The sequence below is a fragment of the Mesorhizobium sp. WSM4833 genome (assembly GCF_055811095.1).
In genome coordinates this window covers 1-22961 of sequence record NZ_JBVVQG010000013.1, presented here as the reverse complement: position 1 = coordinate 22961, position 22961 = coordinate 1, and the positions used below count along the sequence as shown (strand labels likewise).

Sequence of the window (22961 nt, the reverse complement as noted above, 5' to 3'; positions counted from 1 at the left end):
ATCCATCGCATGACCCTCGACCTTTCCGGCCGCGTTGCGGTCGTCACCGGCGCCTCGCGCGGCATCGGCTATTTCATTGCCAAGGAATTGGCTGCCGCCGGCGCGCATGTCATTGCGGTGGCTCGTACTGTCGGCGGGCTGGAAGAGCTCGACGACCAGATCAAGGCGGCCGGCGGCCAGGCGACACTGGTGCCGCTCGACCTCGCCGACATGGCCGGCATCGACCGCCTGGGCGGCGCCATCCACGAACGCTGGGGCAAGCTCGACATTCTCGTCGCCAATGCCGGCGTTCTCGGCGTCATTTCGCCGATCGGTCATGTCGAAGCAAAAACCTTCGAGAAGGTGATGACCATCAACGTCACCTCGACCTGGCGGCTGATCCGCTCGGTCGACCCTCTGCTGCGGCTCTCCGATGCTGGCCGCGCGATCATCCTGTCTTCCAACGCCGCGCACTCGGCGCGCGCCTTCTGGGCACCCTACGCGGCATCCAAGGCCGCGGTGGAGACGATGATGCGCTCCTGGGCGCATGAGACGCAGAGCCTGCCGCTCAGGGTGAACGCCGCTGACCCCGGCGCCACCCGCACCGCCATGCGTGCCCAGGCAGTGCCGGGCGAAGATCCCGAGACGTTGCCGCATCCCTCCGAGATCGCCAAGCGGATCGTGCCGCTGGCCAGCCCGGACCTGAAAGAGACCGGATTGATCTTCCAGGCCAAGCACAATCGCTTCGTCGCCTATAGGCAGCCGGAATAAACTTGAGCCTTTTTTTGACGCATGTCGGTTTCCCAAAAACCGCTGCGCACTTTTAAGCGACATGCGTAGGGATTAAACAGGCCTCCGGAAACGTTTCTTCGACGTAGTCGAAGCCCAAACCGGAGGAACCACCATGCGCAAACTGCTTCTCGCCACCGCGGCCATCCTGATCGCAGCCGCGGGCGCCGCTTACTCGCAAGATGCCAAGATGAGCTTCTTCGTCACCAGTGTCGGTTCCGGCAAGGGTGCCGACCTCGGCGGCCTCAAGGGTGCTGACGCGCATTGCGCATCGCTGGCGGAAGCCGCCGGCGTCACCGGCAAGAGTTGGGCCGCCTATCTGTCGACCAGCGACACCGACGCCCGCGACCGTATCGGCAAGGGGCCGTGGGTGAACGCCAAGGGCGTCAAGATCGCTGACGACGTCGCCTCGTTGCACAGCGATGCCAACGGCATCACCAAGCAGACGGCGCTCAACGAGAAAGGCGAAGTGGTCAACGGCCGCGGTGACACGCCGAACCGCCACGACGTGCTGACCGGCTCCAAGTCTGACGGCACCAAGATCGCCGACCAGACCTGCGGCGACTGGACGATGAGCGGGGCGGAAGGCGCCGCGATGATGGGCCATCACGACCGTACCGGCCTCGACGATTCGGCAGCCGCCAAATCCTGGAATTCCTCGCACGCCTCGCGCGGCGGCTGCAGCCAAGAGGCGCTGAAGGGCACCGGGGGCGATGGCTTGTTCTATTGTTTTGCCACCAACTGAGCCGATTGCGCTTCGAAATCGGGCTGGGAAACCCGCCGTCACATCACGCGGCTGTGATTTGGCGGCGGGAAGCTGTGCCGCGGTCATGCTTTCGTCATTTCCTTGGAGTTGGTAGGGTCACCGCGACTCCCACAACAAGCGCCCAACTGGCAGAACAAGGAAATCCCCATGGCTACGACCGCAGCAGCGTTGGTCTGGTATCTGGTAATCGCCGGCCCGCAAGGCGGCATGGTCGTGCTGCCCAGCACCTTCGACAAGCGCGAACAATGCACCGCCGCCATCACCGAATATCAGAAGCAGCCGACACCGGCCGGCTGGTCGGTGCAATGCGTGCCGAGCGCCTCGCCCTTCACCGACGAGGGTGACGCCGAAGAACCGTCAGCACAGTAGGCGTCAGCGGCGTGCGCTGACCGTCAGTTCCGGCTTCTGGCTGATGGTCTGGAATACCACGCAATAACGCTCGGTCAGCTTCAGCAGCGAGTCTATCCGTTCCTGCGGCTCAGCGGTATCGAGGTTGAAATTGAGCCGGATGGCGCGAAAGCCGACCGGCGCATCCTTGGCGACACCGAGCGTGCCGCGAAAATCGAGATCGCCTTCAGCCTCTACCGTGGCGGCGCCGAGTTTGAACTCGAGCGCCGTCGCCACCGCCTTCAGCGTCACCCCGGCGCAGGCGACCAACGCCTCCAGCAGCATGTCGCCCGAGCAGAGCTCAAGGCCTGAGCCGCCTGTTGCCGGATGCAGGCCGGCGATGGCGAGCGCCCTGCCCGTCTCCACCTTGCAGGCAACCGACTGGTCGTCGATCGAGCCCTTGGCGCGAAGCGTGATCATGGCCTGCGAAGCGTCGTCACGATACGCGTGCTTCAGCGGCGCCTGCATGGCCTTCAGTTCGGTCGCATCCATCCGCTTTCCCCTTTCGTCGACTGCTTGCGTCACCGGCATGCGCCGTCCGGTCAAGATTTGCGCCGATCACCTTGGGAAGGCAATGCCATTCCGCAACAGGTGCCAGCCGCCTACACCGATATCCCAAATGGGACATTGACGGACAAGGTCCCAAAAACGTCTGATCCGGGCAAGTCATCACTCCATTTCCCGGCGGTCCCCGATGCCTCGAACCCTCTCGACAAGGCCGAAACAGGATGGGTTTCGCGCGCCCGGCGAATTCGAACCCAAGTCAGGCTGCTGGATGATCTGGCCGGAGCGGCCGGACACCTGGCGCCTCGGCGCCAAGCCCGCGCAAAAACTGTTCGCCGATGTCGCCGCGGCGATCGCGCAAAGCGAGCCGGTGACGGTGGCGGCTTCTGCTCGCCAGTGGCAGAATGCCCGAGCGCGATTGTCCGGTCATGTGCGCGTCGTGGAAATGTCCACCAACGATTCCTGGCTGCGCGACAGCGGTCCCAATTTCGTCGTCAACGATCAAGGCGACGTGCGTGGCGTCGATTGGATCTTCAACGCCTATGGCGGTTTTGACGGCGGCCTCTATTCGCCATGGGACCTGGATGACCTTGCGGCGCAAAAAGTGCTCGAAATCGAGAACATGGATCGCTACCGCGCACCTCTGATCGCCGAGGGTGGCGGGTTGCAGTGCGACGGTCAGGGCACGCTCATCACGACGGAGCAATGCCTGCTCAACCGAAATCGCAACGCTCATCTCGGCAAGGCCGAGGTGGAGCGCCAGCTTGGCGACTATCTCGGTGTCGACACCGTCATCTGGCTGCCACGCGGCTTTGCCTTCGACGAGACCGACGGCCATGTCGACGACGTTTGCTGCTTCGTGCGCCCCGGTGTGGTCGTGCTGAGCTGGACCGACAATCGGGAAGACCCGCAATACGATATCGTGCGCGAAGCCGAAGAGGTGCTGCGTTCGGCTCGTGATGCGAAGGGCCGCGCGCTGGAAGTTCACCGGCTGCCCCACCCTTTGCCGATCGAGATGACGCCGGAAGAAAGCGACAGCGTGGACCGGCTGGATTCGACCTGGGCGCGACCGGCCGGAAACCGGATCGCGGCGAGCTACATCAACTACTATCCGGGCAACAGCGTCGTGGTGGTACCGCAGTTCGGCTGCGATCTCGATGTGAAGGCCAAGCGGACGCTGGCCAAGCTGTTTCCCGACCACCGGATAGTCGGCATCGAAAACTCGCGAGAGATCCTGCTGGGCGGCGGCAATGTCGCCTGCATCACCTTGCCGGTCTATGCCCCGCAACGACGTTGAGGGACGGAGCATGCCGAGAACACATAGCGAAAACGGAGGACATTTATGCGCGCTCTGATCTTCTCAACCCTGCTTGCCTGCGGCGTCTGCGCAAATGCGGCTTCGGCTGACGAGGAAAAGATCGTCAACGTCTACAACTGGTCCGACTACATCGCGCCGGACACGGCCGAGAAATTCGAGAAGGAAACGGGAATCAAGGTTCGTTACGACGTCTATGACGGCAACGAGGTGCTTGAGACCAAGCTGCTCACGGGCGGCTCCGGATATGACGTGGTCTACCCTTCAGCCTATCCGTTCCTCAAGAACCAGGTCAAAGCAGGGGCTTTCCTGGAACTCGACAAATCGAAGCTTGCGAACCACTCGAAGATCGATCCGCAAGCCCTCACGCTGATCGCCGGCGCCGACCCGCAGAACCTGCATGCAGTGCCCTATATGGCGGTCACCGACGGCATTGGCTACAACGTCGCTGCGGTGGAGCAGCGGCTGCCGGACGGGCCGACAGATTCCTTCGCCATGGTCTTCGACGTCGATGTGGTCAAGAAGCTGTCCGATTGCGGTGTGGCTATCATCGATGCGCCGGCTGAAGTCATCCCGATGGCGATGAACTACCTTCACATCAACCCCAAATCGACCAGTCCCGACGACCTCGCCAAGGTCGAGGACCTGCTGGTCAAGGTGCGGCCCTACATCCGCTATTTCCATTCGTCGAAATACATCAACGACCTCGCCAACGGTGACATCTGTGTGGTGTTGGGCTGGTCGGGCGACATACTCCAGGCAAGGACCCGTGCGGCGGAATCCGTAAAGAAGCTGGAGATCGCCTATTCCATCCCCAGAGAAGGCACGCTCATCAACTTCGATACGATGGCGGTACCGAAAGATGCGCCGCATCCCGACAACGCCCAGGCCTGGATCAACTTCAATCTGCGGCCCGATATCGCCGCGGCCAATTCCAGCTATGTCTCCTACGCCAATGCGATACCGGAGTCCCTGCCGCTGATGGACAAGGCCATAGCCAGCGATCCCGGCGTCTTTCCGCCTGATGCCGTGAAGGCCAAGCTGTTCGTGGTGGACAACAACGACCCAAAGCTGCTGCGATCACAAAACCGCATGTGGACGCGCATCGTGACGGGACAATAGAGCAATTCCAGGAAAAGTGCGCAGCGGTTTTCCCGGGAAAAGCGCGTAGCGCTTTCCCTTGGGAATTGCGTCAAAGCAAAAAGACAGAGCCGGGCGGAAGCCGTCAGGCTCAAGCGGCTTCGCGGATGGCCGCCAGCAACTCGACCTGGGAGTGCACGCCGAGCTTGCGATAGATCTGCTTGATGTGGTTGCGGACGGTCCCGGGCGAGATGGCGAGGCATCGCGAAATCGTCTTGGCGTTGCCACCATCGACGAGATGCCGCGCAATCTCGGTCTCGCGCCTGCTCAGCCGCGAGCGAGCGTCACCGATTGCGGCGCCCTTGTGCCGGAAGCGGCACAGATGGAGCAATCTTTCCAAAATGAGCCTTGTCGCGCTGCTTGCCGCGCAAGCCGTCGCCAGATCCTGCTCGCCAAACGGTTCTGCCCCGTTTCGCCTGAGAAAAGTGACATAGCCAGCGGTCAGCCGGTCGAGATTGAACACGCCGGTGATCTCGTCGAAACTGTCGGAAGGGCCGAAGAATTCGCGATAGTAGGGAGTGCGCTGGAAGTCGCCATTGCGGAGTGCCGACAGCGGCAACAGGAAATCCTGCCTCGTGCTGGCGAACCTCTGGAAGAAGGGATCCTGGCGATACAGTCGTGCATCGTAGTCGCGGTTCCAGCGATCGGGACCGGCATCGTCGATGGTCAGGGATGTGATGTCGCGACGGTAAAAGCCGACATAGGCGCGGTCGGAGCCAAGCAACTCGCTCGCCGCTGCCGTGAAGCGAGCCGATAATTCTTCGGGTGTCACGGCAACGGCCGCAGCGGCGACACCGCCGCTCCAGCGCCCAAACTGATCGAGGGAAAGGTTCGACTGCATTCCAATTCATACTAGGCATGATGCCGAAAAGTGTGAAGCGGTTTTCGGACGGCATCATGCTCTATCTGTTTGATTTAGAGCCGGATTGAGATTTCAGGTCGATCGACCTGAAATCATCCGGCTCTAGCGCAAGCCGTTGCAAGTTCAATTCAGCCATTTCCTTTGACTTCGACCCTCTCGGCCATACCTATGCGGGAGTCGTTGTCGCGGAGCCATCATGCCGGTCAAATTGAAACTGATCTGCCTTATCCTGCCGATGCTCGCCGTCCTGGCGCAGCCCGTCCTGGCTGAAACGGCGGAGCGGCCGGCGCCCTCGGGCGGCGTGCTATCCCTGCTGCCGCCGCCGCAGACCACCAACCATTCGATCACGCTGGCCGGGCGCAAGCTGGATTACCAGGCAAAGGCGGCGACCCTGTCGCTGCTATCGGGCAAGGGCGACGTCACGGCGGAGATCTTCTACGTCGCCTACACACTGGAGCCGCCGGCAAGCGGGGCCAAAGACCAGCAGCGGCCGATCACCTTCGTGTTCAACGGCGGCCCTGGAGCAGCGTCCGCCTATCTGCATATCGGCGCACTCGGTCCACGGATAATCGCGACGGGAGCCGACGGCGAATTCCTGCCGTCACCGCAAAGACTGATCGACAATCCGGACAGCTGGCTCGACATGACCGATCTCGTCTTCGTCGATCCGGTGGGAACCGGCTATAGCCGCGAGGCACCGGGTCAGGACACGCGCGACTTCTGGGGCGTCAACCAGGATGCCGGCTCGATAGGCGCCTTCATCCGGCTCTATCTCGCGCAGAACGGCCGCACCGGGTCGCCGCTGTTCCTCGCCGGCGAAAGCTATGGCGGGTTCCGCGCAGCGCTGCTCTCCAGGACGTTGCAGGAAGATATCGGCATCAGTCCGAACGGCATCGTGCTGATCTCCCCGGCGCTGGAGTTCACGCTGGTGCAGCCCGACGAATTCGAGCCGCTGCATTGGGCGCTCGAACTGCCTTCACTGGCGGCGGTGCGCCTGCGCGCCGAAGGCGTCAGCGGCGACGCGTTGCGGGAGAAGCTGGCAGACGTCGAACATTATGCGATGGGCGATTACCTCACGGCAATCACCAGCGGACTGGAGCAAGGCAGGCGGCTGGCCAGCCAACGCGTGGCTGACATCACCGGCCTGCCGCTCGATCTGGTGCAGCGGAACTCCGCCCGCATCCCCACCGGCCTGTTCGCAAGGGAGTTCTCCCGCGCCAGCGGCAAGGTGCTCAGCCCCTATGACGCCACGATCGGCACGGCCGACATCGCGCCCGAGAGCGCCCGCATCGCCGGCCCGGATCCGGTGCTCGACCGCAGCGTGCCGGCGCTGACGTCGGCATTCGTCGGCTATATCAGCGACGAACTGCATTTTCGCACCGATGTCAGCTATCGGCTGCTCAATGGCGAAATCAGCCACAATTGGGATTACGGGACCGGCGCCTCGCGGCAAGGCTATGCCGGGGTGATGGACGATCTGCAGCGCGCACGCTCGCTGAACCCTTCGCTCGGCGTCGTGATCGTTAACGGCTACACCGATCTGGTGACACCTTACCTCGCCTCGCGCTACCTGGTGAGCCAGATCCCGTCGCTCGCCAATGCCAAGCCCATCCGTCTCGATGTCGTCGAGGGCGGGCACATGATGTATTTCAGGTCCGACGGCCGGCGCGCGCTGAAAGAAGCCGCTTCGGAACTTTACCAGGCGACGCAGTAGGCTTGGCGACAGTGCAGTTCGGCAAAGACCCGTGCCCCAATATAAGCACCGGGCTGGCGTAGCGCCGCAGGGGTTTTCGCCCGTATAGCTTGGTACCAAGGGAGTTGAATTCACGGCTCCCTTGTGTCGCTCCTAATAGCATTTCTGCCGCTCCGGCAAATTTGGTCCCACGCGCCTTATGGCCGATATCGCCATTCTCGAAACACGCGAGCGGGTTCTTGCAGGCATCCTGCTGACCGGTGCGGCCTATCTGCTGTTTTCGACACAGGATGCTTCGATCAAGCTGCTGGTCGTCGGCCTGAGCGTCTGGCAGATCATGTTCTTCCGCAGCATCACCATTCTGGGCGCGTGCGCGGCGATCGGCGGACGACAGCTGTTTGCCGACACGATGCGCTCGCCGATCGTGCGGCCGATGCTGGTGCGCAGTGCCTTCACGCTTGCTGCGTGGCTCTGCTACTACAACGCCGCGCGCAGCCTGCAGCTCGCCGAACTGACCACCGTTTATTACGCGGCCCCGATCATCGTCACCGTGCTTTCGGTGTTCCTGCTCGGCGAAAAAGTGCCGATGCTGCGCTGGCTGGCGGTGCTGATCGGCTTTGCCGGCGTGTTCATCGCTTGCGATCCGACCCATCTCGGCCTGTCCGTGCCGGTGCTGCTGGTGCTGGCGGCCGCCTTCTTGTGGGGCATCGCCATCGTGCTCTTGCGCAGGACCGCCCTTGCCGAGCGCTCGATGATCCAGCTCCTGCTCAACAATTTCTATTTCCTGCTGTTTTCGGCGGTGCCGGCGTTGCTTTGGTGGCGGACACCCGACTGGACCCAGCTGCTGCTGCTTGCCAGCGTCGGCGCACTCGGCGGCCTGGCGCAGTATCTTCTCTTCGAAGGCATGAAGCGCACGCCGGCCTCGGTTCTCGCGCCGCTGGAATACACCTCGCTATTGTGGGCATTCGCACTCGGCTTTGCGATCTGGGGCGACGTGCCGCGCCGCGAAGTTTTCCTGGGCGCTGCGCTGATCGTCGCCGCCGGCCTGCTGATCGTCGGCACCGAGCATTTCCGCAAACGGCTATGATGTGCATGGCCATGATTGCTGACGCTACGATGTCAGGACCAAGCGGCGTAGGCTGGCGGCATGATTGAGATTGCAGCCGCCACCGACACCGCCGCGGAGCGGACACTCGGCATCATCCTGGTATCGTCCTCAGCCGCCGTCTTCGGCCTGACGGGCGTGCTGACGAAATCAATCCACGCCGACCCGTTGACCATCATCTGCTGGCGCGGCTTTGTCGGCGCGATCCTGATCAGCCTCTATGTGCTGTGGCGGCGTCACCGTTCCGGTGGGCGTGAGACCCTGCGGCTTGGCTGGCGCGGCTGGCTGCTGGCGGTGGAAGGCGCGCTGGCCAGCATCGCTTTCATCTCGGCGTTCAAGTTCACCTTCGTCGCCAATGTCGCTGTCATCTATGCCACAGCACCTTTCGTCACGGCGCTGCTGGCCTGGGTTCTGACGCGCGAACCCTTCCGGTTGCAGACGATGGTCGCCGCCGCCGTGTCGCTGTGCGGCGTGGCGATCATGGTCTGGTCCGGCTTCGGCACCGGCAATCTGTTCGGCGACGGACTGGCACTGCTGATGACCATCGGCAGCGGCCTTTACATGATCATGGTACGCGCCTTCCGCGACACGCCCGTGGTGTGGGCCGGTGCGGTGTCGGCATTCCTGTTGTTCGTGCTCGGTTGGTTCGTCACCGATCCGCTGGCGGTTTCGCCGAGAGATGCCGTTCTGCTCGCCACTTTCGGCGCGTCCTTCGCGCTGTCCTCGATCCTGTGGACGGAGGGCGCACGGCTCATCCCGCCGGCCGAATCCGGGCTTCTCGGTTCGGCCGAAGTGCCGTTCGCGATCCTGTTTGCCTTCCTGTTCCTGGGCGAGATTGCACCAGCCGCCAGCATGATCGGCGGCGCCGTCGTGCTCACCGCAGTGTTCGCCCATGCGGGGCGGGATTGGCTGATGGCGCGCTCGCAACGCATGGCGTCAAATATTTCTTAAAAAAGTGACACAGTCATGGAACCATCATCCGGGTCAGGCATTATTGCTGCGACGGGCCATCCCCAAGTCCCCCCAAACCCCTCGGCCCGTCCTACTCCAAGCCGACCGTAAGGTCGGCTTTTTCTTTGCCGCTTGCCGACCGCAAGGTCGGCTTTTTCTTTGCCACTTGGGACCGCAAGGTCGGGTTCGTTGGGCATTCAGCCCGACAAGGCAAGGTTGGCGCTGAGCAGGGTCGCCAGATCGGCTGCCGATCCATCGGCACCGGCGCGCAGCCGGATGGCGAACTCAGCCAAAGGCACCTGCGGCAGGCCAAGCTGGCGCGGCGCCTCGACAATCCCGGAATGGGCAAAGCGAGCCGTTCGCAGCGTCAGTGCGACACCGGCGTTCACGGCTGTGCGCAGGCCGGCCAGACTGGCGCTGCCGGCAGCAATGCGGTAGCGGCGGCCGGCGGCATCGAGTGCGGCAAGTGCCGCTTCGCGAAAACCGCAATATGGATCGAGCAGCGCCAGCGGCAGTTCCTCCTGCCGCGTGGCCAGCCCCTTTTGTGAGCATAGCCATATCATCGGCTCGCGCAGCACGCCGACTTCGTCCGCCGCTGCCGTCTGGCGCATGACGATCGCCAGATCGAGGCCGCCAGACTGCAGCGCCTGCGCCAACTCGGCGGAACGGCCGACCCGCAGTTCGATCCTGACGCGCGGATGGCTGCCGGCGAAAGCACGCAGCAGATCCGGCAGGCCGCTGTCGGCAAAATCCTGCGTCGTGCCGATGGCAACGCGCCCGGCAGCGCGGGCGCCCTTCAGCGCCAGCCAAGCCTCGCGATGGACGGCAAGAATGCGCTTGGCGTGGCCGACGAGATCCTCACCCGCCGACGTCAAACCACGTCCCCGCCCCTGCGGCGCCAGCAGCGGCTCGCCGACGATTTCCTCCAGCCGCTGCATCTGGGTGGTCACCGCCGAGGGCGAGCGGCCGATGCTTGCAGCCGCCCGGGCCAGCGAGCCGCTGTCGACGAAAGCAAGGAAGGTTCGGAGCAGATCGGGATCGAGCGTTTCCATACTTCGATACTATCGAAGTATCATTTAAAAACAATTCGATTTTTTTGACTAAAAGGTGGTGGCATGGTTGTTTCAACGGCGATCGGACGCCGCTCAAGCCAAGGAGAAGAAAAATGCCTATCATCAACATCAGCGTCACCGGCAAACCTGACGCGGCGCTTTCCGCTCGCATCGCAAAGGAGGCCACAGAAATCACCGCGACGCAGCTGCGCAAGGACCCGACGATCACGGCAGTTGCCGTGTCCTATGTCGATCCGCAGCACTGGTTCGCCGGCGGCAAGTCGCTGGCCGAGCACGGCACCAACACGTTCTGGCTTGATATCAAGGTGGTCGACGGCACCAACACCAAGCTTGAGCTGGAGGCTTATCTGAAGGCGATCTTCGCAGCCTTCGGCCGTCTGCTGGGCGGCGTGCACGAGGAGAGCTACGCCTTCGTGCATGAAGTGCCGGCAGCCGCTTACGGCTATGGCGGCAAGACGCAGGAATTTCGTTTCATCAGTGGACGGCTGCAGGCGGCGTGAGAAGCAGCTTCCCGCACCAAGGGAAGCAAAAGCTCCGCATTGACCTTGCTCCCACATCGTCTAGGTTCTGGCCGACACGGCCGCAAAGAGCCGAGATGCTAAAAACGTTGGGAGAGACGCGGCATGATCCTGACACTGGCGCTGCTTGCGGGTCTTGTTCTGGCCTGGCTCCTGATTGGCGTGGCGGAAAAATTCCGCCTCGGCCTACGCTTCACCCAGGCGCTGCTCTATGTCCCGTTCAAGCTTGCCTACCGGATCGGAGATAGCCGCATCAGGATCGCCCGCAAGGCGCAGGCCCCAGTCATCTACGTCATCTCGCATCAATCGCGCTTCGAGCCGGCGCTGATGCTGTCGCTGCTGCCGGAAGACACGCTGCATATTCTCGATGAGGTCTCGGCGCGCTCGCCGTGGCTCGAACCTTGGCGCGAGCTTGGCCGTACCATCGCCTTCAACGCCGAACATGTCTTCGTCAGCCGCCGGCTGGTGCGGGTGCTGAAGGGCAAGGGCCGGCTCGCTGTCTATCTGCCGGATGCAGTCGAGCCCGACGTCAAGACGTTTCGGTTGTTTCGTGCCGTCACCCGCATCGCCATGCAGGCCGATGCCAAAATCGTGCCGATCTTCGTCGGCGGCGCGCGCAGCCTGCCGGTGTCGCTGACGCCTGGGGACAAGGCGCCACGACACTGGTTTCCGCAACTGTCGATCAGCGTGCTGGAGCCGATGACCATCACTGAGCTGGTGGCGCGCAACCCCGAGCAGGCCTCGAACACCAACGCGCTGTTCGACCGTGTCGCCGAGGCGCGGCTCTTCGGCACCAACCTCGATCGTGGCCTGTTCCTGGCCATGCGCGATGCCGCCGACCGCGTCGGCGCTTCGCATATCATCATCGAGGACGTGATCTCCGGCGCGCTGAGCTACCGCAAGCTGTTCATCGGCGCCCGCGTCCTGGGCAGGCGCTTCGAGGCGGTAACGGCTCCGGGCGAGGCAGTCGGCGTGATGCTGCCCAATGCCAATGGCGTCGTGCTGTCGCTCACCGGCCTTCTGTCGGCCGGCCGGGTGGCGGCGATGATCAACTACACGGCCGGGCCGGCGAGCGTCACCGCGGCCGTGCGCACGGCGGTGATAAGGACCGTGATTTCGTCCCGCGCGTTCGTCGAGAAGGCCGACCTTGCCGATATCGTCGCGGCGGTCGAAAAGGGCGGCGCCAGGCTTCTCTGGCTCGAGGATGTGCGGGAGAGCGTCACCGCGCTGGACAAGCTTGCCGCCGCCTTGCTGTGGCGCTGGCCGCTGCAGCGACAGGACGCGGCCAAGCCGGCGGTGATCCTGTTCACCTCGGGCTCGGAAGGCACGCCGAAGGCAGTCGTGCTGTCGCACAAGAACCTTTACGCCAACGCCATGCAGGCTGAGGCGCGCATCACCATCTCGCCCGCCGACATCCTGCTCAACGTGCTGCCGGTGTTCCATTCGTTCGGCCTGACGGGCGGCACCATCCTGCCGCTGGTCACCGGGGTAAAACTGTTCCTCTACCCCTCGCCGCTGCACTACAAGATCATCCCCGAGGTTGCGCGCAAGGTGAAACCGACCATTATGTTCGGCACCGACACGTTCCTCGCCAACTATGCGCGTACCGCCAAGGACGGCGATTTTTCCAGCCTGCGCTTCGTCGTTGCCGGCGCCGAGGCGGTGAAGCCGGAAACCCGCCGTGTCTATCGCGAACGCTTCCAGGCCGAGATCATCGAAGGGTTCGGGCTGACAGAGGCGGCACCGGTGGTTGCCGTCAACACGGCAATCCATGGCCGCGACGGTACCGTCGGGCGGCTGCTGCCGGCCATGCGCATGAAGCTTGAGCCGATCGAAGGCATTTCCGATGCCGGCCAATTGTGGCTCGACGGACCGAACCTGATGATGGGCTACATGACCGCGGACCGCCCCGGTGAATTGCAGCCGCTGACGGGCTGGCACGACACCGGCGACATCGTCACTGTCGACCGCGAAGGCTTCATCACCATTCGCGGCCGCGCCAAGCGCTTCGCCAAGATCGCCGGCGAGATGGTGTCGCTGGGTGCCGTCGAGATGCTGGTGCAGTCGTTGTGGCCGGAAGAACGCCATGCGGCGGTAGCGGTGCCGGACAAGAGGCGCGGCGAGCGCATTGTGCTGGTCACCACCGCCAACGACGCCAATCCCGACGAGTTGCGCAGATTCGGCAAACAAGCCGGCGCCGCCGAACTGATGGTGCCCAACGACATCGTCAAGGTCGAGGAAATCCCGGTGCTGGGTTCGGGCAAGACCGACTATGTCTCGACCCGAAAGCTGGCGATCGACAGGCTGGGGCTCGGCGTCGCGGCCTGAGTCGGATCAAGCACTTCCGCCGACCTTCTAACCTATATCCGAAGGCGGTACCTTCTCGCCCTCCAGCTTGGCGCGTTTCGAATAGGCGCGCACACTGAACGGCAGGAAGATCAGGTAGCCGGCAACCGAAGCGGTCAGCGTGTACCAGGGGTAGGTCATCAGCAGCAGTACGTAGAGCACGACACCCAGGATGATCGGCAATACCCTGTCGCCCGGGATTTTCAGGCTCTTGCCGGAATAGACCGGCAGCCGGCTGACCAGCAGGAAGGCGACCAGTATGGTAAAGCCGGTGGCGACGAAGGCCGCTGGACGACTGGGCTCCAGCCCTGTGCGCAGGAAATAGAGATAGAGCGGCAGCATCACCAGCACCGCGCCCGCCGGCGCCGGCACGCCGACGAAATATTCGGACTGCCATATCGGGCGATCGGCCTTCTCGTCATCGAGCACGTTGAAACGGGCGAGGCGCAGCCCGCAGGCGATGGCGAACAGCAAGGCCGCAATCCAGCCCGGCGAGCCGGCACGGTCGAGCAGGAAGGCATAAAGCACCAAAGCCGGGGCGACGCCGAAATTGACGATGTCGGCCAGCGAATCCATCTGGGCGCCGAATTTGGAGGTTGCCTTCAGCATCCGCGCCAAGCGGCCATCAATGCCGTCGAGGAAAGCGGCCAGCAGCACCATCACCACGGCCGGCTCGAAGCGGCCTTCGAAGCCGAAGCGGATGCCCGACAGACCGGCGCAGATGGCAAGCACGGTGACGAGGTTGGGCAGCACCATGCGCATCGGGATCTCGCGGATGCGCGGACCGCCGCTGGCATGGGCCTCGAACTTCTTATACTGCGTGCCCACGGCTCAGGAAATCCGCACGAGGGGTGTGCCGGCGACACCGCCGAATTCGGCCAGCACGGTTTCGCCGCCGACCGCTGTCTGGCCGACGGCAACGCGCGGCGTGGCGGTCAGCGGCAGGAACACGTCGACACGCGAGCCGAAGCGGATCAGGCCAAAACGCTCGCCGGTGCCGATCGAGCCGCCGGCCTCGGCCCAGCAGACGATGCGCCGCGCCACCAGGCCGGCGATCTGGACGGCAGCGACCGTGCCATTGGGGCTCTCGATGACCAGGCCGTTGCGCTCGTTCTCGGTGCTGGCCTTATCCAGTTCCGCATTGAGGAATTTGCCCGGCCGATGTTCGATTTTCGCAATACGGCCGCGCACCGGAGCGCGGTTCACGTGGCAGGAAAAGACGTTCATGAACACCGAGATGCGGGTCATCTCGGCATTGCCGAGGCCGAGTTCGCGCGGCGGCACGGCGGGTCCGACCGCCGAGATGATGCCGTCGGCGGGGCTGACCACCAAGCGGTCGTCGACCGGCGTGACGCGCTCGGGATCGCGGAAGAAATAAACGCACCAGGCCGTCAGGATCAGACCGATCCAGAACAGGACCGAGGAGAAATAGCCGAGGAAAAGCGTCGCCGCGCCAAAGGCCGCGATGAAGGGATAGCCTTCGCGATGGATCGGTACGAACGCGTTCTTGACCGTATCGACAAGGCTCATCAGCTAAAAACAGGCTCCGTTTCAAGTCCGGCCTCAATAGCCGAAAGCCCCCCTCGCCGCAACGCAACAATCGGCGGCGCGGGCGAACGGGCAAGGGCCTGTCGCCTCAGGATAGCCGAACGCTCCGCGTTCGTGAGGTCGCGACCGGCTCGCATGCCTGTGCCACTGGCGTCAGAATTTCGAGACAATCAGCCCAGATCAGTTGGCACCATCGGCTTCGGCGCGCACAAAATGTTCTTCGATCTCAAGCCTATGGGCATCCGCCAGCGGATCTTCGGCGCCCGACCTCAAGAGCGCGCTCCCGTTGGGAGAGGACACCAAAAACAGCAGTCTACCGTCAGCAGCAACTGTCCAACTGACGACCGATCCTCCCTCGCTCGGAATCAGCATCGATGGCAAAGCAACTGCTCCTGCCGTATCAATTCCAGCCCTGCGCAAAAGAAGGTCGAGGGCTGCTGGTGCCCCGTATTCATCAGCCAGTTCGATGACTGTCGCTATTGAATCAGCGCCGACATGCGACAGCTTCAGACCGACACGTGGAGCACCTTCGCCAAGTAACTCATCAACGCTATCGACCGGTCCGAGGTCGAGTTGCAGTTCTGTACCATCAGCAGCCAGGTACTGGTATGCAGCCGCATGCGTTGGCGTGACTACGCACAAACGCACCCTGCCGGCGTTGGTTACGACCGGAAATGTCATCTGCTTCTCGCCATCTATGTCCAACATCCGTCCTTTGCCGAGCCCGAGCTTAACCTCGGGCTGCGGCAAAGCTGCACAGGCGAGCCCGATGCCCACTTCAAGTCGGCTCGTCATCACTGCTTTCAGATGGAACACCGAACGATGGCGCAATCGAGGTTCGCGCCTGGAGTTGGCCATCACAATGTCAAGAGTGGCCTCCTGGCATTCGGCATCGTCGACAATCTCCAGTTCAGGCCAGGAGGCTATCCAACCCACTGCGCGGGCAAGCATCGGGACGCTGTCTTCCTCCTTGTAAAAAAGATCGTCGAGTCCATCAAGGAAATCAGCGCGGCCACCTTCGAATCCAGTCTGTTCCTCCGCTTCCTTGGGATGTTCCCGGACCCAAGCAACCATCTGTTTCAAAATAGCTAAATGGTTTTCTGCTCGCATTCCAGCCAAAGCCAAATGCACATCCGAGGTGACTTTATCGAGGTGATCACGGTAATTGTGAATAAATTGGCTATGGCCGCCATTAGCCACTTCCATCCGTATAGGTAAGCGTGAAAAAACTGCCTCGCTGACGGCGGTATTTCGTGATCTTTGTAGAGGCCCTGATCAAACATTGCGGTCACGAAATCCATGACTGCAGTCACGAGGTCAGCAACGTAGTTTTCCTTAGCGGCGCGCTCGACTGCTGAAAACGGGACAACAATTGAAGTCACGCGCGGACTGGCCGTCGGTTGCTCCGGCTGGTGCGCCGAAATCGTTGTCGACTGCTGCAGCCTTTTCTTTCGCGAAAAAATTCCGAACATTCCAAAGCCTTCTTACCCGGAGGAAAGCAATACCGGTAGATCAGAGTCTGTCAGCAGAATATCACTTGGAAAAGTGGATAAAAAGGCGCTTGAAATTCATTTTCACTGCGTCTTACCAATATTTTGAAGAACACTTCAACCGATAGTTTGAAGAACACTCCAAAAACTGACCTCGAGGCTTCGTCGCGAACTCAGCAAAGAGCAGCCAAACCAAAATTATCGGTTCTGTGCCTGTCGGCAGACCGCTGCCTCGCCCGTCCTTGGTGAGACAGCGCCATCATGGACCATTTGGCGATGCTGACGCACTCAACAAGGAGTCCCCTACATGCAGAAACCACCTGCCCCCCAAGCGCATCTCGTCACTGCCGGTCTCGCTTTCGGCGAGTCGCCGCGCTGGCATGACGGACGGCTGTGGCTTTGCAACTGGGGCACCGGCGAGATTATCGCCGTCGATGCCGACGGCAACCGCGAGGTCATGCTCACCGTACCGGCTGTCCTGCCCTACTCCATTGACTGGCTGCCGGATGGCCGCCTGCTCGTCATCTCCGGCCGCGAAGGGCTGCTGCTACGACAGGAGGCCGACGGGAGCCTCGTCACTCGCGCCGATTTGCGTGACCTGTCGAAAAGCCCTTGGAACGAGATCGTCGTCGACGGGCGCGGCAACACCTATGTCAATGGCGGCGGACCGGCGCCGGCTTCTGGCGAGCATTTCAGCCCCGGCACCATCGTGTTGATCACGCCGGACGGCGCGGTCCGGCAGGTGGCGGAAAATATCGCCTTTGCCAACGGCATGGCAGTGAGCCCGGACAACAAGACGCTGATTGTCGCGGAATCCCATGCCAATCGGCTGACCGCCTTCGACATTGCCGCCGACGGCAGCCTTGCCAACCGAAGGGTCTGGGCCGACCTCGACGGCTATCCCGACGGCATCTGCCTCGATGCCGAAGGGGCGGCCTGGTATGCGGATGTTCCCAACAAGCGTTGCGTGCGGGTGGGTGAAGGCGGCGAGGTGCTGCAGACAGTGACCGTCGATCGCGGCTGCTTTGCCTGCATGCTGGGCGGCACCGACAGGAAAACGCTGTTCATTCTCGCCGCCGAATGGCGCGGCTTCGAGCATATGGTCAGCGACGCCCGCACCGGCCAGGTGTTCAGCGTCGAAGCGCCGGCACCTGGCATCGGCTGGCCGTAACAGCCTTGCTACAGCCCGGGAACCCTCTGATAGTTGGCGATGTCGGCGCGAACGCCGAGCCGGGCGATCGTCTCCTGCGGGTTGAAGGCGATGCGCTCGTGCGCGGCCTTGACGATCGGCACGACATTGTCGACGGCCGCCTGGCTTTCCCATTCGACGATGGTGACGAGGTTGAATTCGCCCGGCCCGGAGAATTGCTCGAGCAGGAAATCCTGCACGAAGCCATGCTGCAGGCGCAGCAATTCATGCGTTGTCCTGACCTTGGCGAGTATCTCCTCGCGGGCGCCGGCCGGGACGACGAATTTGTCCACCCTGAACACGCTGCCGCCGTTAACAGTCTGATTTATCTTGCTCATTTCGATTGCTCCGTTCCTGGATCATGGTGTTTTTTGGGCTCCAGGAACGGCCTACAATCTCAACTTAAGTTGAGATCAAGTGCAAAAATCAGATCACACGCCGAACCTTCAATTCACCTCCGACGTGCGCCGGCGGACGATGACACCAAGTTCGTCGCCTTCGCGAGCCAAGCGCAGCCGCTCTTCGGCCTCGGTCGCCTCGCGCTGGCGGTCCCACATCGAGGCGTAGAGGCCATGCTTGCGCATCAGCTCGGCATGGGTGCCGCGCTCGGCGATCTGGCCGTCCTGCAGCACGATGATCTCATCGGCCGTGATCACCGTCGACAGGCGGTGAGCGATGACGATGGTGGTGCGGCCACGGCTGACCAGATCGAGCGCGGCCTGGATCTCCTGTTCGGTGTGGCTGTCGAGCGCCGAGGTCGCTTCGTCGAGCATCAGGATCGGCGGCGCCTTCAAAATGGTGCGGGCGATTGCCACGCGCTGCTTCTCGCCGCCCGAAAGTTTTAGCCCGCGTTCGCCGACCATCGACTTGTAGCCGTCAGGCAATCGCTCGATGAACGGGCCGATCTGAGCGAGTTCGGCCGCCTTGCGCATATCCTCCTCGCTGGCACCGATGCGGCCATAGCGGATGTTGTAGGCGATGGTGTCGTTGAACAGCACGGTGTCCTGCGGCACCATGCCGATCGCCCCGCGCAGGCTCTCCTGCGTCACGTCCCTGATATCCTGGCCATCGATCAGCACCTGGCCGCCCTGCACGTCGTAGAAGCGGAACAGAAGCCGCGAGATGGTCGACTTGCCGGCACCCGAAGGCCCGACAATGGCGACGGTCTTGCCGGCCGGCACCTCGAAGCTGATGCCCTTCAGGATCTTCCGGTTCGGGTCATAGGAGAAGTGCACGTCGCGGAACTCGACCTTGCCGGCGCTGACCGCGATTGGCCTGGCATCCGGCTTGTCGACGATCTCCTGCGGCACATCCAGCAGATCGAACATCTGCTCGATATCGGTCAGCCCCTGGCGGATTTCGCGGTAGATGAAGCCGATGAAATTGAGCGGCACCGACAGCTGCATCAGCATGGCGTTGATGAAGACGAAGTCACCGACCGTCTGCGTGCCGGCCTGCACTTCGAGCGCCGACATGCACATGACGATGACGGTGCCCAGGCCGAAGATGATGCCCTGCCCGAAATTCAGCCAGCCAAGCGAGGTCCAGATGCGCGTCGCGGCGACCTCGTAGCGTGCCATGGAGCGGTCGAAGCGCTCGGCTTCCATGCCCTCATTGTTGAAATATTTCACCGTCTCGTAGTTGAGCAGCGAGTCGATTGCCTTGGTGTTGGCGTCGGTATCGCTGTCGTTCATGTCGCGGCGGATCGAGATGCGCCAGTCGCTGGCGCGGACCGTGAACCAGACATAGACCCAGACGGTGACCGCGACGACGACCACATATTTCCAGCCATAGGTGTAGGCGAAGATGCCCGTGGTCAGCGCGAATTCGAGGATGGTCGGCGCCGTGTTGAGCATGATGAAGCGCACGATCGTCTCGATGCCCTTGGTGCCGCGCTCGATGATGCGCGACAGGCCGCCGGTGCGGCGCTCGAGATGGAAGCGCAGCGACAGTTGGTGCATGTGAACGAAAGTACGGAAGGCGAGCTGGCGCACGGCATATTGGCCGACGCGGGCAAACAGCGCGTCGCGCAGCTGATTGAAGCCAAGCTGCACCAGGCGCACGACATTGTAGGCGACGACCAGCATGACGGGCGCCAGCAGGAAGCTCGGCAGCGGCGGCGCCGATTTGGCGTCGCCGGCCAGCGCGTCGGTCGCCCATTTGAAGAAATAGGGACCGGCGACCAGCGTCAGCTTGGCGACGACCAGCAGCAGCGTCGCCCATGTGACCCGGGCTCTCAGATCGGCGCGATCCGCCGGCCACATGTAAGGCCACAAATTGAGCAGCGTCTTGAAGGTCGAGGAGTCGGAGACGGTTTTTTCGGCCATTTCTTGTGCCTTCTTCTTATTTCAGCGGCCGGAGCAGCAGGAATTGACGAGAGCGGCCACCGATGCGGAGACATCGGCGAGCGCGGCATGGTCGATCGCATAGCGCGAGCGCTGGCGATCGGGCTCGAAGCGAACCAGCCCGGCTTCGACCAGTATTTTCAGATGTTGTGACACGGTGGACTGCGCCAGATCTAAGCGGTCGACGACCTCGCGGCAGCAGCAGGAACTGCTCGTCGATAGGTGTTTCAGGATTTCGATCCGCGCCGGATGGGAAAGCGCTGCAAGTCGGGCGGCGACCGCACGGCTGTCCGGACCGCCGCATGATGCGTTTGTTTCCATCAGGGATTCTGCCATCGTTCATCGGCGATAGACGATGAACGGGCACGGGGCAAGCTAACCCTATGGGCAGAGCGCCGGAACCGCCAATCTCCCCCTCGTGGGAGAGATGTCCGGCAGGACAGAGGGGGGCGCGAAGGATCGCGACTTTCCACGATCAAAGCACTACGAGCAGCCGAAAGGTAGCTCGACCGGATTTGGCCGACAGGCTGGCGAGGCGCCCCCCTCTGCCCTGCCGGGCATCTCCCACAAGGGGGAGATTGCGCTCAACCGTCGGCGCTCAAACCCTACTCCGTCTTGGCGGGCGCTGTCGTTGCCTGCTCGCCCATGGCCTTGAGGTCGGCGGCTTCGCCTTCCTTCGACTTTTCCGGGACCTTGAACACCTGGCCCGGCCAGATGCGGTCGGGATCACTGATCTGGTCCTGGTTGGCGAGGTAGATGGTCGAGAACCGTACGCCGTGGCCATAGACGCGCCGCGAGATCCGCCACAGCGTGTCGTTGCGGCGGATGATGACGGCGCCGTCGGCATGTTCAAGCTTGGGCGCCACGGTCTCGGGCACATCGCTTGGCGGCGTCGCCTCCGCCACAACGGCCGGAGCCTCGGCGGCGGGAGCAGGCGTCGTGGCCGGGGCCGTTTCGGCCGCGGCCGGCGCCTCGGCGGCGGCAGGTGCGGCCGGCTTGGGCTGAACGGGCTTCGGCGCCGAGGGTGCCACGGCGGCGATCGCTTCGCCGGGCTCACGCTCGAACGGTACGGCCGCGCGGGCCACAACTGTCACACCGTCGGCATCGAGGCCGTCGACATGGATTGTGTAGCTGCCGACCGGAATGTCGCGCGTCGCCTCGACCAGGAAATGACCGTCCGTCGAAGTTTGCGCGTCACCGAGCAGGATGTCGTTGGCATACGCGCGCACCTTGCGGCCGGCATCGGCGAGGCCGGCGACAAAGATCTTGCTGCCGTCGATCTCGACCGCCTCGACGACGATCTTGGGCTCGGTCACGCCTGCAGCGGGCGGCGTCGCCGGCGCTGCAGGAGCCGGTGCCGCGTCGACCACGGCTGGCGCTGGGGCGGCTGGCGCCGGAGCGGTTGCGGGGGCTTCGGCTGTGGGAGCAGCCGGCGCGGCGGCCGGAGCAGCCGGCTTTGTCTCGGGTGCGGGAACGGTCAGCAATTCGGCCGGCTTGCCCGGCTCCTCGACCATGGCCAGCACCTGGCCGGCCGCATCCTTGGGAACCGAAACGACGGCGGTCTGCACCGAGGGCGTTACGACGTCACCGGTGGTCGCGCGCAGCGCGATCGTATAATCGCCGGGCTTCAGCGGATCATCGAGAATGATAACGAAGGCGCCATCGGGACCAGCGACCGTCGAGCCAAGCACCGTCGAGCCATTGAGGATTTCGACCTTGGCGTTGGGCGCCGCATTGCCGGCGACGACAATCGAGCCATTGCTTTCGACGCGCACGACATCGAAGGACGGTGCGACCGGACCGGTCGCAGCAGGCGCCGCCGCGTCCGCGGCCGATGCGGCGGGTGCCGTTGCCTGGGGCACTGCGGCGGGAGCCACCGGGACTTCAGCGGCGGGCAGCCGCGCTTCGGTGCCGGGATCGGCCGATTTTGCCGCTGCGGGCGGCGTCTGCGCCGCCACTTGCGCCGGCGGCGTGGGATTGAGATACGGGTCGAGTGCGCCCGCTACATAGGCGGTTCCCGCGGCCGCAACGGTCCCACCCGCCGCGAACAGGAACGCCTTCAGTGGATTAATTGCCATATTTCCCTACCCCTTAGCCACCTAACGCCGGTCTAGCCTGTTTTAGCAATACCGACAAGAAAAAGCCCAGGCTGTTAACCCTTGGGGCTTGACCGCGCTTTCAGACCCAATCACCAATCATCGACATGAACACGATTCGATCCGTCTGCGTCTATTGCGGCTCGTCTCCGGGCCGCGATGAAATCTATATCAAGGCCGGACACCTGCTCGGGCGCTCAATTGCCAAAGCGGGATTGCGGCTGGTCTATGGCGGCGGCACCAAAGGCATCATGGGCGCTGTCGCCGAAGGCGCGCTCAAGGCCGGCGGCAAGGTGACGGGCATCATTCCGCGCTTCCTGATCAACAAGGAGGCGAGCGAAACAGCGCTTGACCGGCTCGATGAACTCTTGATCACCGACAACATGCACGAGCGCAAGCACAAGATGTTCGAGAAATCCGACGCCTTTGTGGCACTGCCGGGCGGCATCGGCACGGTCGAGGAGATCGTCGAGATCATGACCTGGGGACAACTTGGCCATCATCGCAAGCCGATCGTCTTCGCCAATGTCAAAGGATTTTGGGATCCGATGCTGGCGCTGCTCGATCATATGGCCGCCGAAGGCTTCATCCACACCGCGCAGCGGGTCAAGCCGCTGGTCGTCGACGACCCCGAAGCGATCGTCGCCGCCATCATGGTAGCCGGATCGTCCGTCGACGCCCCGACCGAGGGCGTGCAGTCGGTGATCGATAAGATGTAGGGGAATAAGGCAGTAGGGCAGTAGGGCAATATGTGACAACAAGTGAATTGCCTGGAGGTCTCTGCCCTACTGCCCTACTGCCCTACTGCCCTACTGCCCTACTGCCCTACTGCCCTACTGCCCTACTCCCCTACTCCCCTACTCCC

General features: G+C 63.0%; 22 protein-coding genes. 12 read left to right on the top strand and 10 right to left on the bottom strand.

From position 1 onward, the window contains the following. Window positions 1–9 precede the first annotated feature (9 nt). The 3 genes from AC0L2D_RS23895 (at window position 10) to AC0L2D_RS23885 (ending at window position 1903) form a co-directional block, all read left to right on the top strand. The gene (locus AC0L2D_RS23895; protein WP_013532529.1) at window positions 10–750 is read left to right on the top strand and encodes an SDR family NAD(P)-dependent oxidoreductase; all 741 of its coding nucleotides are present in this window, start codon (window positions 10–12) and stop codon (window positions 748–750) included. A 133-nt stretch (window positions 751–883) separates the two neighbouring features. Then, window positions 884–1513: a hypothetical protein gene (locus tag AC0L2D_RS23890; RefSeq protein WP_224673081.1), complete on the top strand. Its 630-nt coding sequence runs from the start codon at window positions 884–886 to the stop codon at window positions 1511–1513. A 168-nt stretch (window positions 1514–1681) separates the two neighbouring features. Next, window positions 1682–1903, top strand: coding sequence for a hypothetical protein (locus AC0L2D_RS23885; RefSeq protein WP_013532531.1), 222 nt, complete (start codon window positions 1682–1684; stop codon window positions 1901–1903). Window positions 1904–1906: 3 nt separating this feature from the next. Here the strand turns inward: AC0L2D_RS23885 and AC0L2D_RS23880 are convergent, their stop codons facing one another. Next, window positions 1907–2413 carry an OsmC family protein gene (locus AC0L2D_RS23880; RefSeq protein ID WP_473542678.1) on the bottom strand — a complete coding sequence of 169 codons (507 nt, stop codon included), beginning with the start codon at window positions 2411–2413 and terminating at the stop codon, window positions 1907–1909. Between the two features lie 202 nt (window positions 2414–2615). Here AC0L2D_RS23880 and aguA point away from each other — a divergent pair, with 202 nt between their 5' ends. Further along, entirely contained in the window at window positions 2616–3722 is a 1107-nt protein-coding gene (gene aguA / locus AC0L2D_RS23875) for an agmatine deiminase (protein WP_473542676.1), read from the top strand. 45 nt (window positions 3723–3767) lie between these two features. Beyond that, complete coding sequence (locus AC0L2D_RS23870) at window positions 3768–4862, top strand: polyamine ABC transporter substrate-binding protein (RefSeq protein ID WP_473542674.1); 1095 nt, start codon at window positions 3768–3770, stop codon at window positions 4860–4862. A 109-nt stretch (window positions 4863–4971) separates the two neighbouring features. On the opposite strand, the gene AC0L2D_RS23865 is transcribed toward AC0L2D_RS23870, so the two are convergent. Continuing rightward, on the bottom strand, window positions 4972–5721 hold the full coding sequence (locus tag AC0L2D_RS23865) for a helix-turn-helix transcriptional regulator (RefSeq protein ID WP_013532535.1): 750 nt from the start codon (window positions 5719–5721) through the stop codon (window positions 4972–4974). Between the two features lie 217 nt (window positions 5722–5938). On the opposite strand from AC0L2D_RS23865, the gene AC0L2D_RS23860 reads away from it, so the two are divergent. The 3 genes from AC0L2D_RS23860 (at window position 5939) to AC0L2D_RS23850 (ending at window position 9491) form a co-directional block, all read left to right on the top strand. Then, window positions 5939–7456: a S10 family peptidase gene (locus tag AC0L2D_RS23860; RefSeq protein ID WP_473542672.1), complete on the top strand. Its 1518-nt coding sequence runs from the start codon at window positions 5939–5941 to the stop codon at window positions 7454–7456. A 178-nt stretch (window positions 7457–7634) separates the two neighbouring features. Continuing rightward, entirely contained in the window at window positions 7635–8522 is an 888-nt protein-coding gene (locus AC0L2D_RS23855) for a DMT family transporter (RefSeq protein ID WP_127384840.1), read from the top strand. A gap of 60 nt (window positions 8523–8582) precedes the next feature. Next, the gene (locus AC0L2D_RS23850; protein WP_064993132.1) at window positions 8583–9491 is read left to right on the top strand and encodes a DMT family transporter; all 909 of its coding nucleotides are present in this window, start codon (window positions 8583–8585) and stop codon (window positions 9489–9491) included. Between the two features lie 197 nt (window positions 9492–9688). On the opposite strand, the gene AC0L2D_RS23845 is transcribed toward AC0L2D_RS23850, so the two are convergent. Beyond that, entirely contained in the window at window positions 9689–10543 is an 855-nt protein-coding gene (locus tag AC0L2D_RS23845; protein ID WP_473542669.1) for a LysR substrate-binding domain-containing protein, read from the bottom strand. 113 nt (window positions 10544–10656) lie between these two features. On the opposite strand from AC0L2D_RS23845, the gene AC0L2D_RS23840 reads away from it, so the two are divergent. Both AC0L2D_RS23840 and AC0L2D_RS23835 read left to right on the top strand, forming a co-directional pair. Then, window positions 10657–11064, top strand: a complete 408-nt coding sequence (locus AC0L2D_RS23840) for a tautomerase family protein (RefSeq protein WP_013532540.1) — start codon at window positions 10657–10659, stop codon at window positions 11062–11064. Between the two features lie 123 nt (window positions 11065–11187). Further along, complete coding sequence (locus AC0L2D_RS23835; protein WP_473542667.1) at window positions 11188–13410, top strand: AMP-binding protein; 2223 nt, start codon at window positions 11188–11190, stop codon at window positions 13408–13410. 27 nt (window positions 13411–13437) lie between these two features. On the opposite strand, the gene AC0L2D_RS23830 is transcribed toward AC0L2D_RS23835, so the two are convergent. The 3 genes from AC0L2D_RS23830 to AC0L2D_RS23820 form a co-directional block, all read right to left on the bottom strand. Next, window positions 13438–14256 (bottom strand): CDP-alcohol phosphatidyltransferase family protein, encoded by an 819-nt coding sequence (locus tag AC0L2D_RS23830; protein WP_013532542.1) that lies wholly within the window; start codon window positions 14254–14256, stop codon window positions 13438–13440. Window positions 14257–14259: 3 nt separating this feature from the next. Next, window positions 14260–14958, bottom strand: a complete 699-nt coding sequence (locus tag AC0L2D_RS23825) for a phosphatidylserine decarboxylase (protein ID WP_473542665.1) — start codon at window positions 14956–14958, stop codon at window positions 14260–14262. 198 nt (window positions 14959–15156) lie between these two features. Further along, window positions 15157–16182: a DMP19 family protein gene (locus tag AC0L2D_RS23820; RefSeq protein WP_473542663.1), complete on the bottom strand. Its 1026-nt coding sequence runs from the start codon at window positions 16180–16182 to the stop codon at window positions 15157–15159. A gap of 591 nt (window positions 16183–16773) precedes the next feature. Here AC0L2D_RS23820 and AC0L2D_RS23815 point away from each other — a divergent pair. Further along, entirely contained in the window at window positions 16774–17637 is an 864-nt protein-coding gene (locus AC0L2D_RS23815) for an SMP-30/gluconolactonase/LRE family protein (protein ID WP_473542661.1), read from the top strand. A gap of 8 nt (window positions 17638–17645) precedes the next feature. Here the strand turns inward: AC0L2D_RS23815 and AC0L2D_RS23810 are convergent, their stop codons facing one another. From AC0L2D_RS23810 to AC0L2D_RS23795, 4 genes are all read right to left on the bottom strand, one after another. Next, window positions 17646–17993, bottom strand: a complete 348-nt coding sequence (locus tag AC0L2D_RS23810) for an antibiotic biosynthesis monooxygenase (RefSeq protein ID WP_013532546.1) — start codon at window positions 17991–17993, stop codon at window positions 17646–17648. Between the two features lie 108 nt (window positions 17994–18101). After that, complete coding sequence (locus AC0L2D_RS23805; RefSeq protein ID WP_013532547.1) at window positions 18102–19982, bottom strand: ABCB family ABC transporter ATP-binding protein/permease; 1881 nt, start codon at window positions 19980–19982, stop codon at window positions 18102–18104. Window positions 19983–20003: 21 nt separating this feature from the next. Next, window positions 20004–20336, bottom strand: a complete 333-nt coding sequence (locus AC0L2D_RS23800; RefSeq protein WP_013532548.1) for an ArsR/SmtB family transcription factor — start codon at window positions 20334–20336, stop codon at window positions 20004–20006. A 269-nt stretch (window positions 20337–20605) separates the two neighbouring features. After that, window positions 20606–22078: a LysM peptidoglycan-binding domain-containing protein gene (locus AC0L2D_RS23795; protein ID WP_127366693.1), complete on the bottom strand. Its 1473-nt coding sequence runs from the start codon at window positions 22076–22078 to the stop codon at window positions 20606–20608. A gap of 125 nt (window positions 22079–22203) precedes the next feature. Between AC0L2D_RS23795 and AC0L2D_RS23790 the strand changes: the two genes are divergently transcribed. Then, window positions 22204–22815: an LOG family protein gene (locus tag AC0L2D_RS23790; protein WP_013532550.1), complete on the top strand. Its 612-nt coding sequence runs from the start codon at window positions 22204–22206 to the stop codon at window positions 22813–22815. The last annotated feature ends 146 nt before the right edge of the window (window positions 22816–22961 follow it).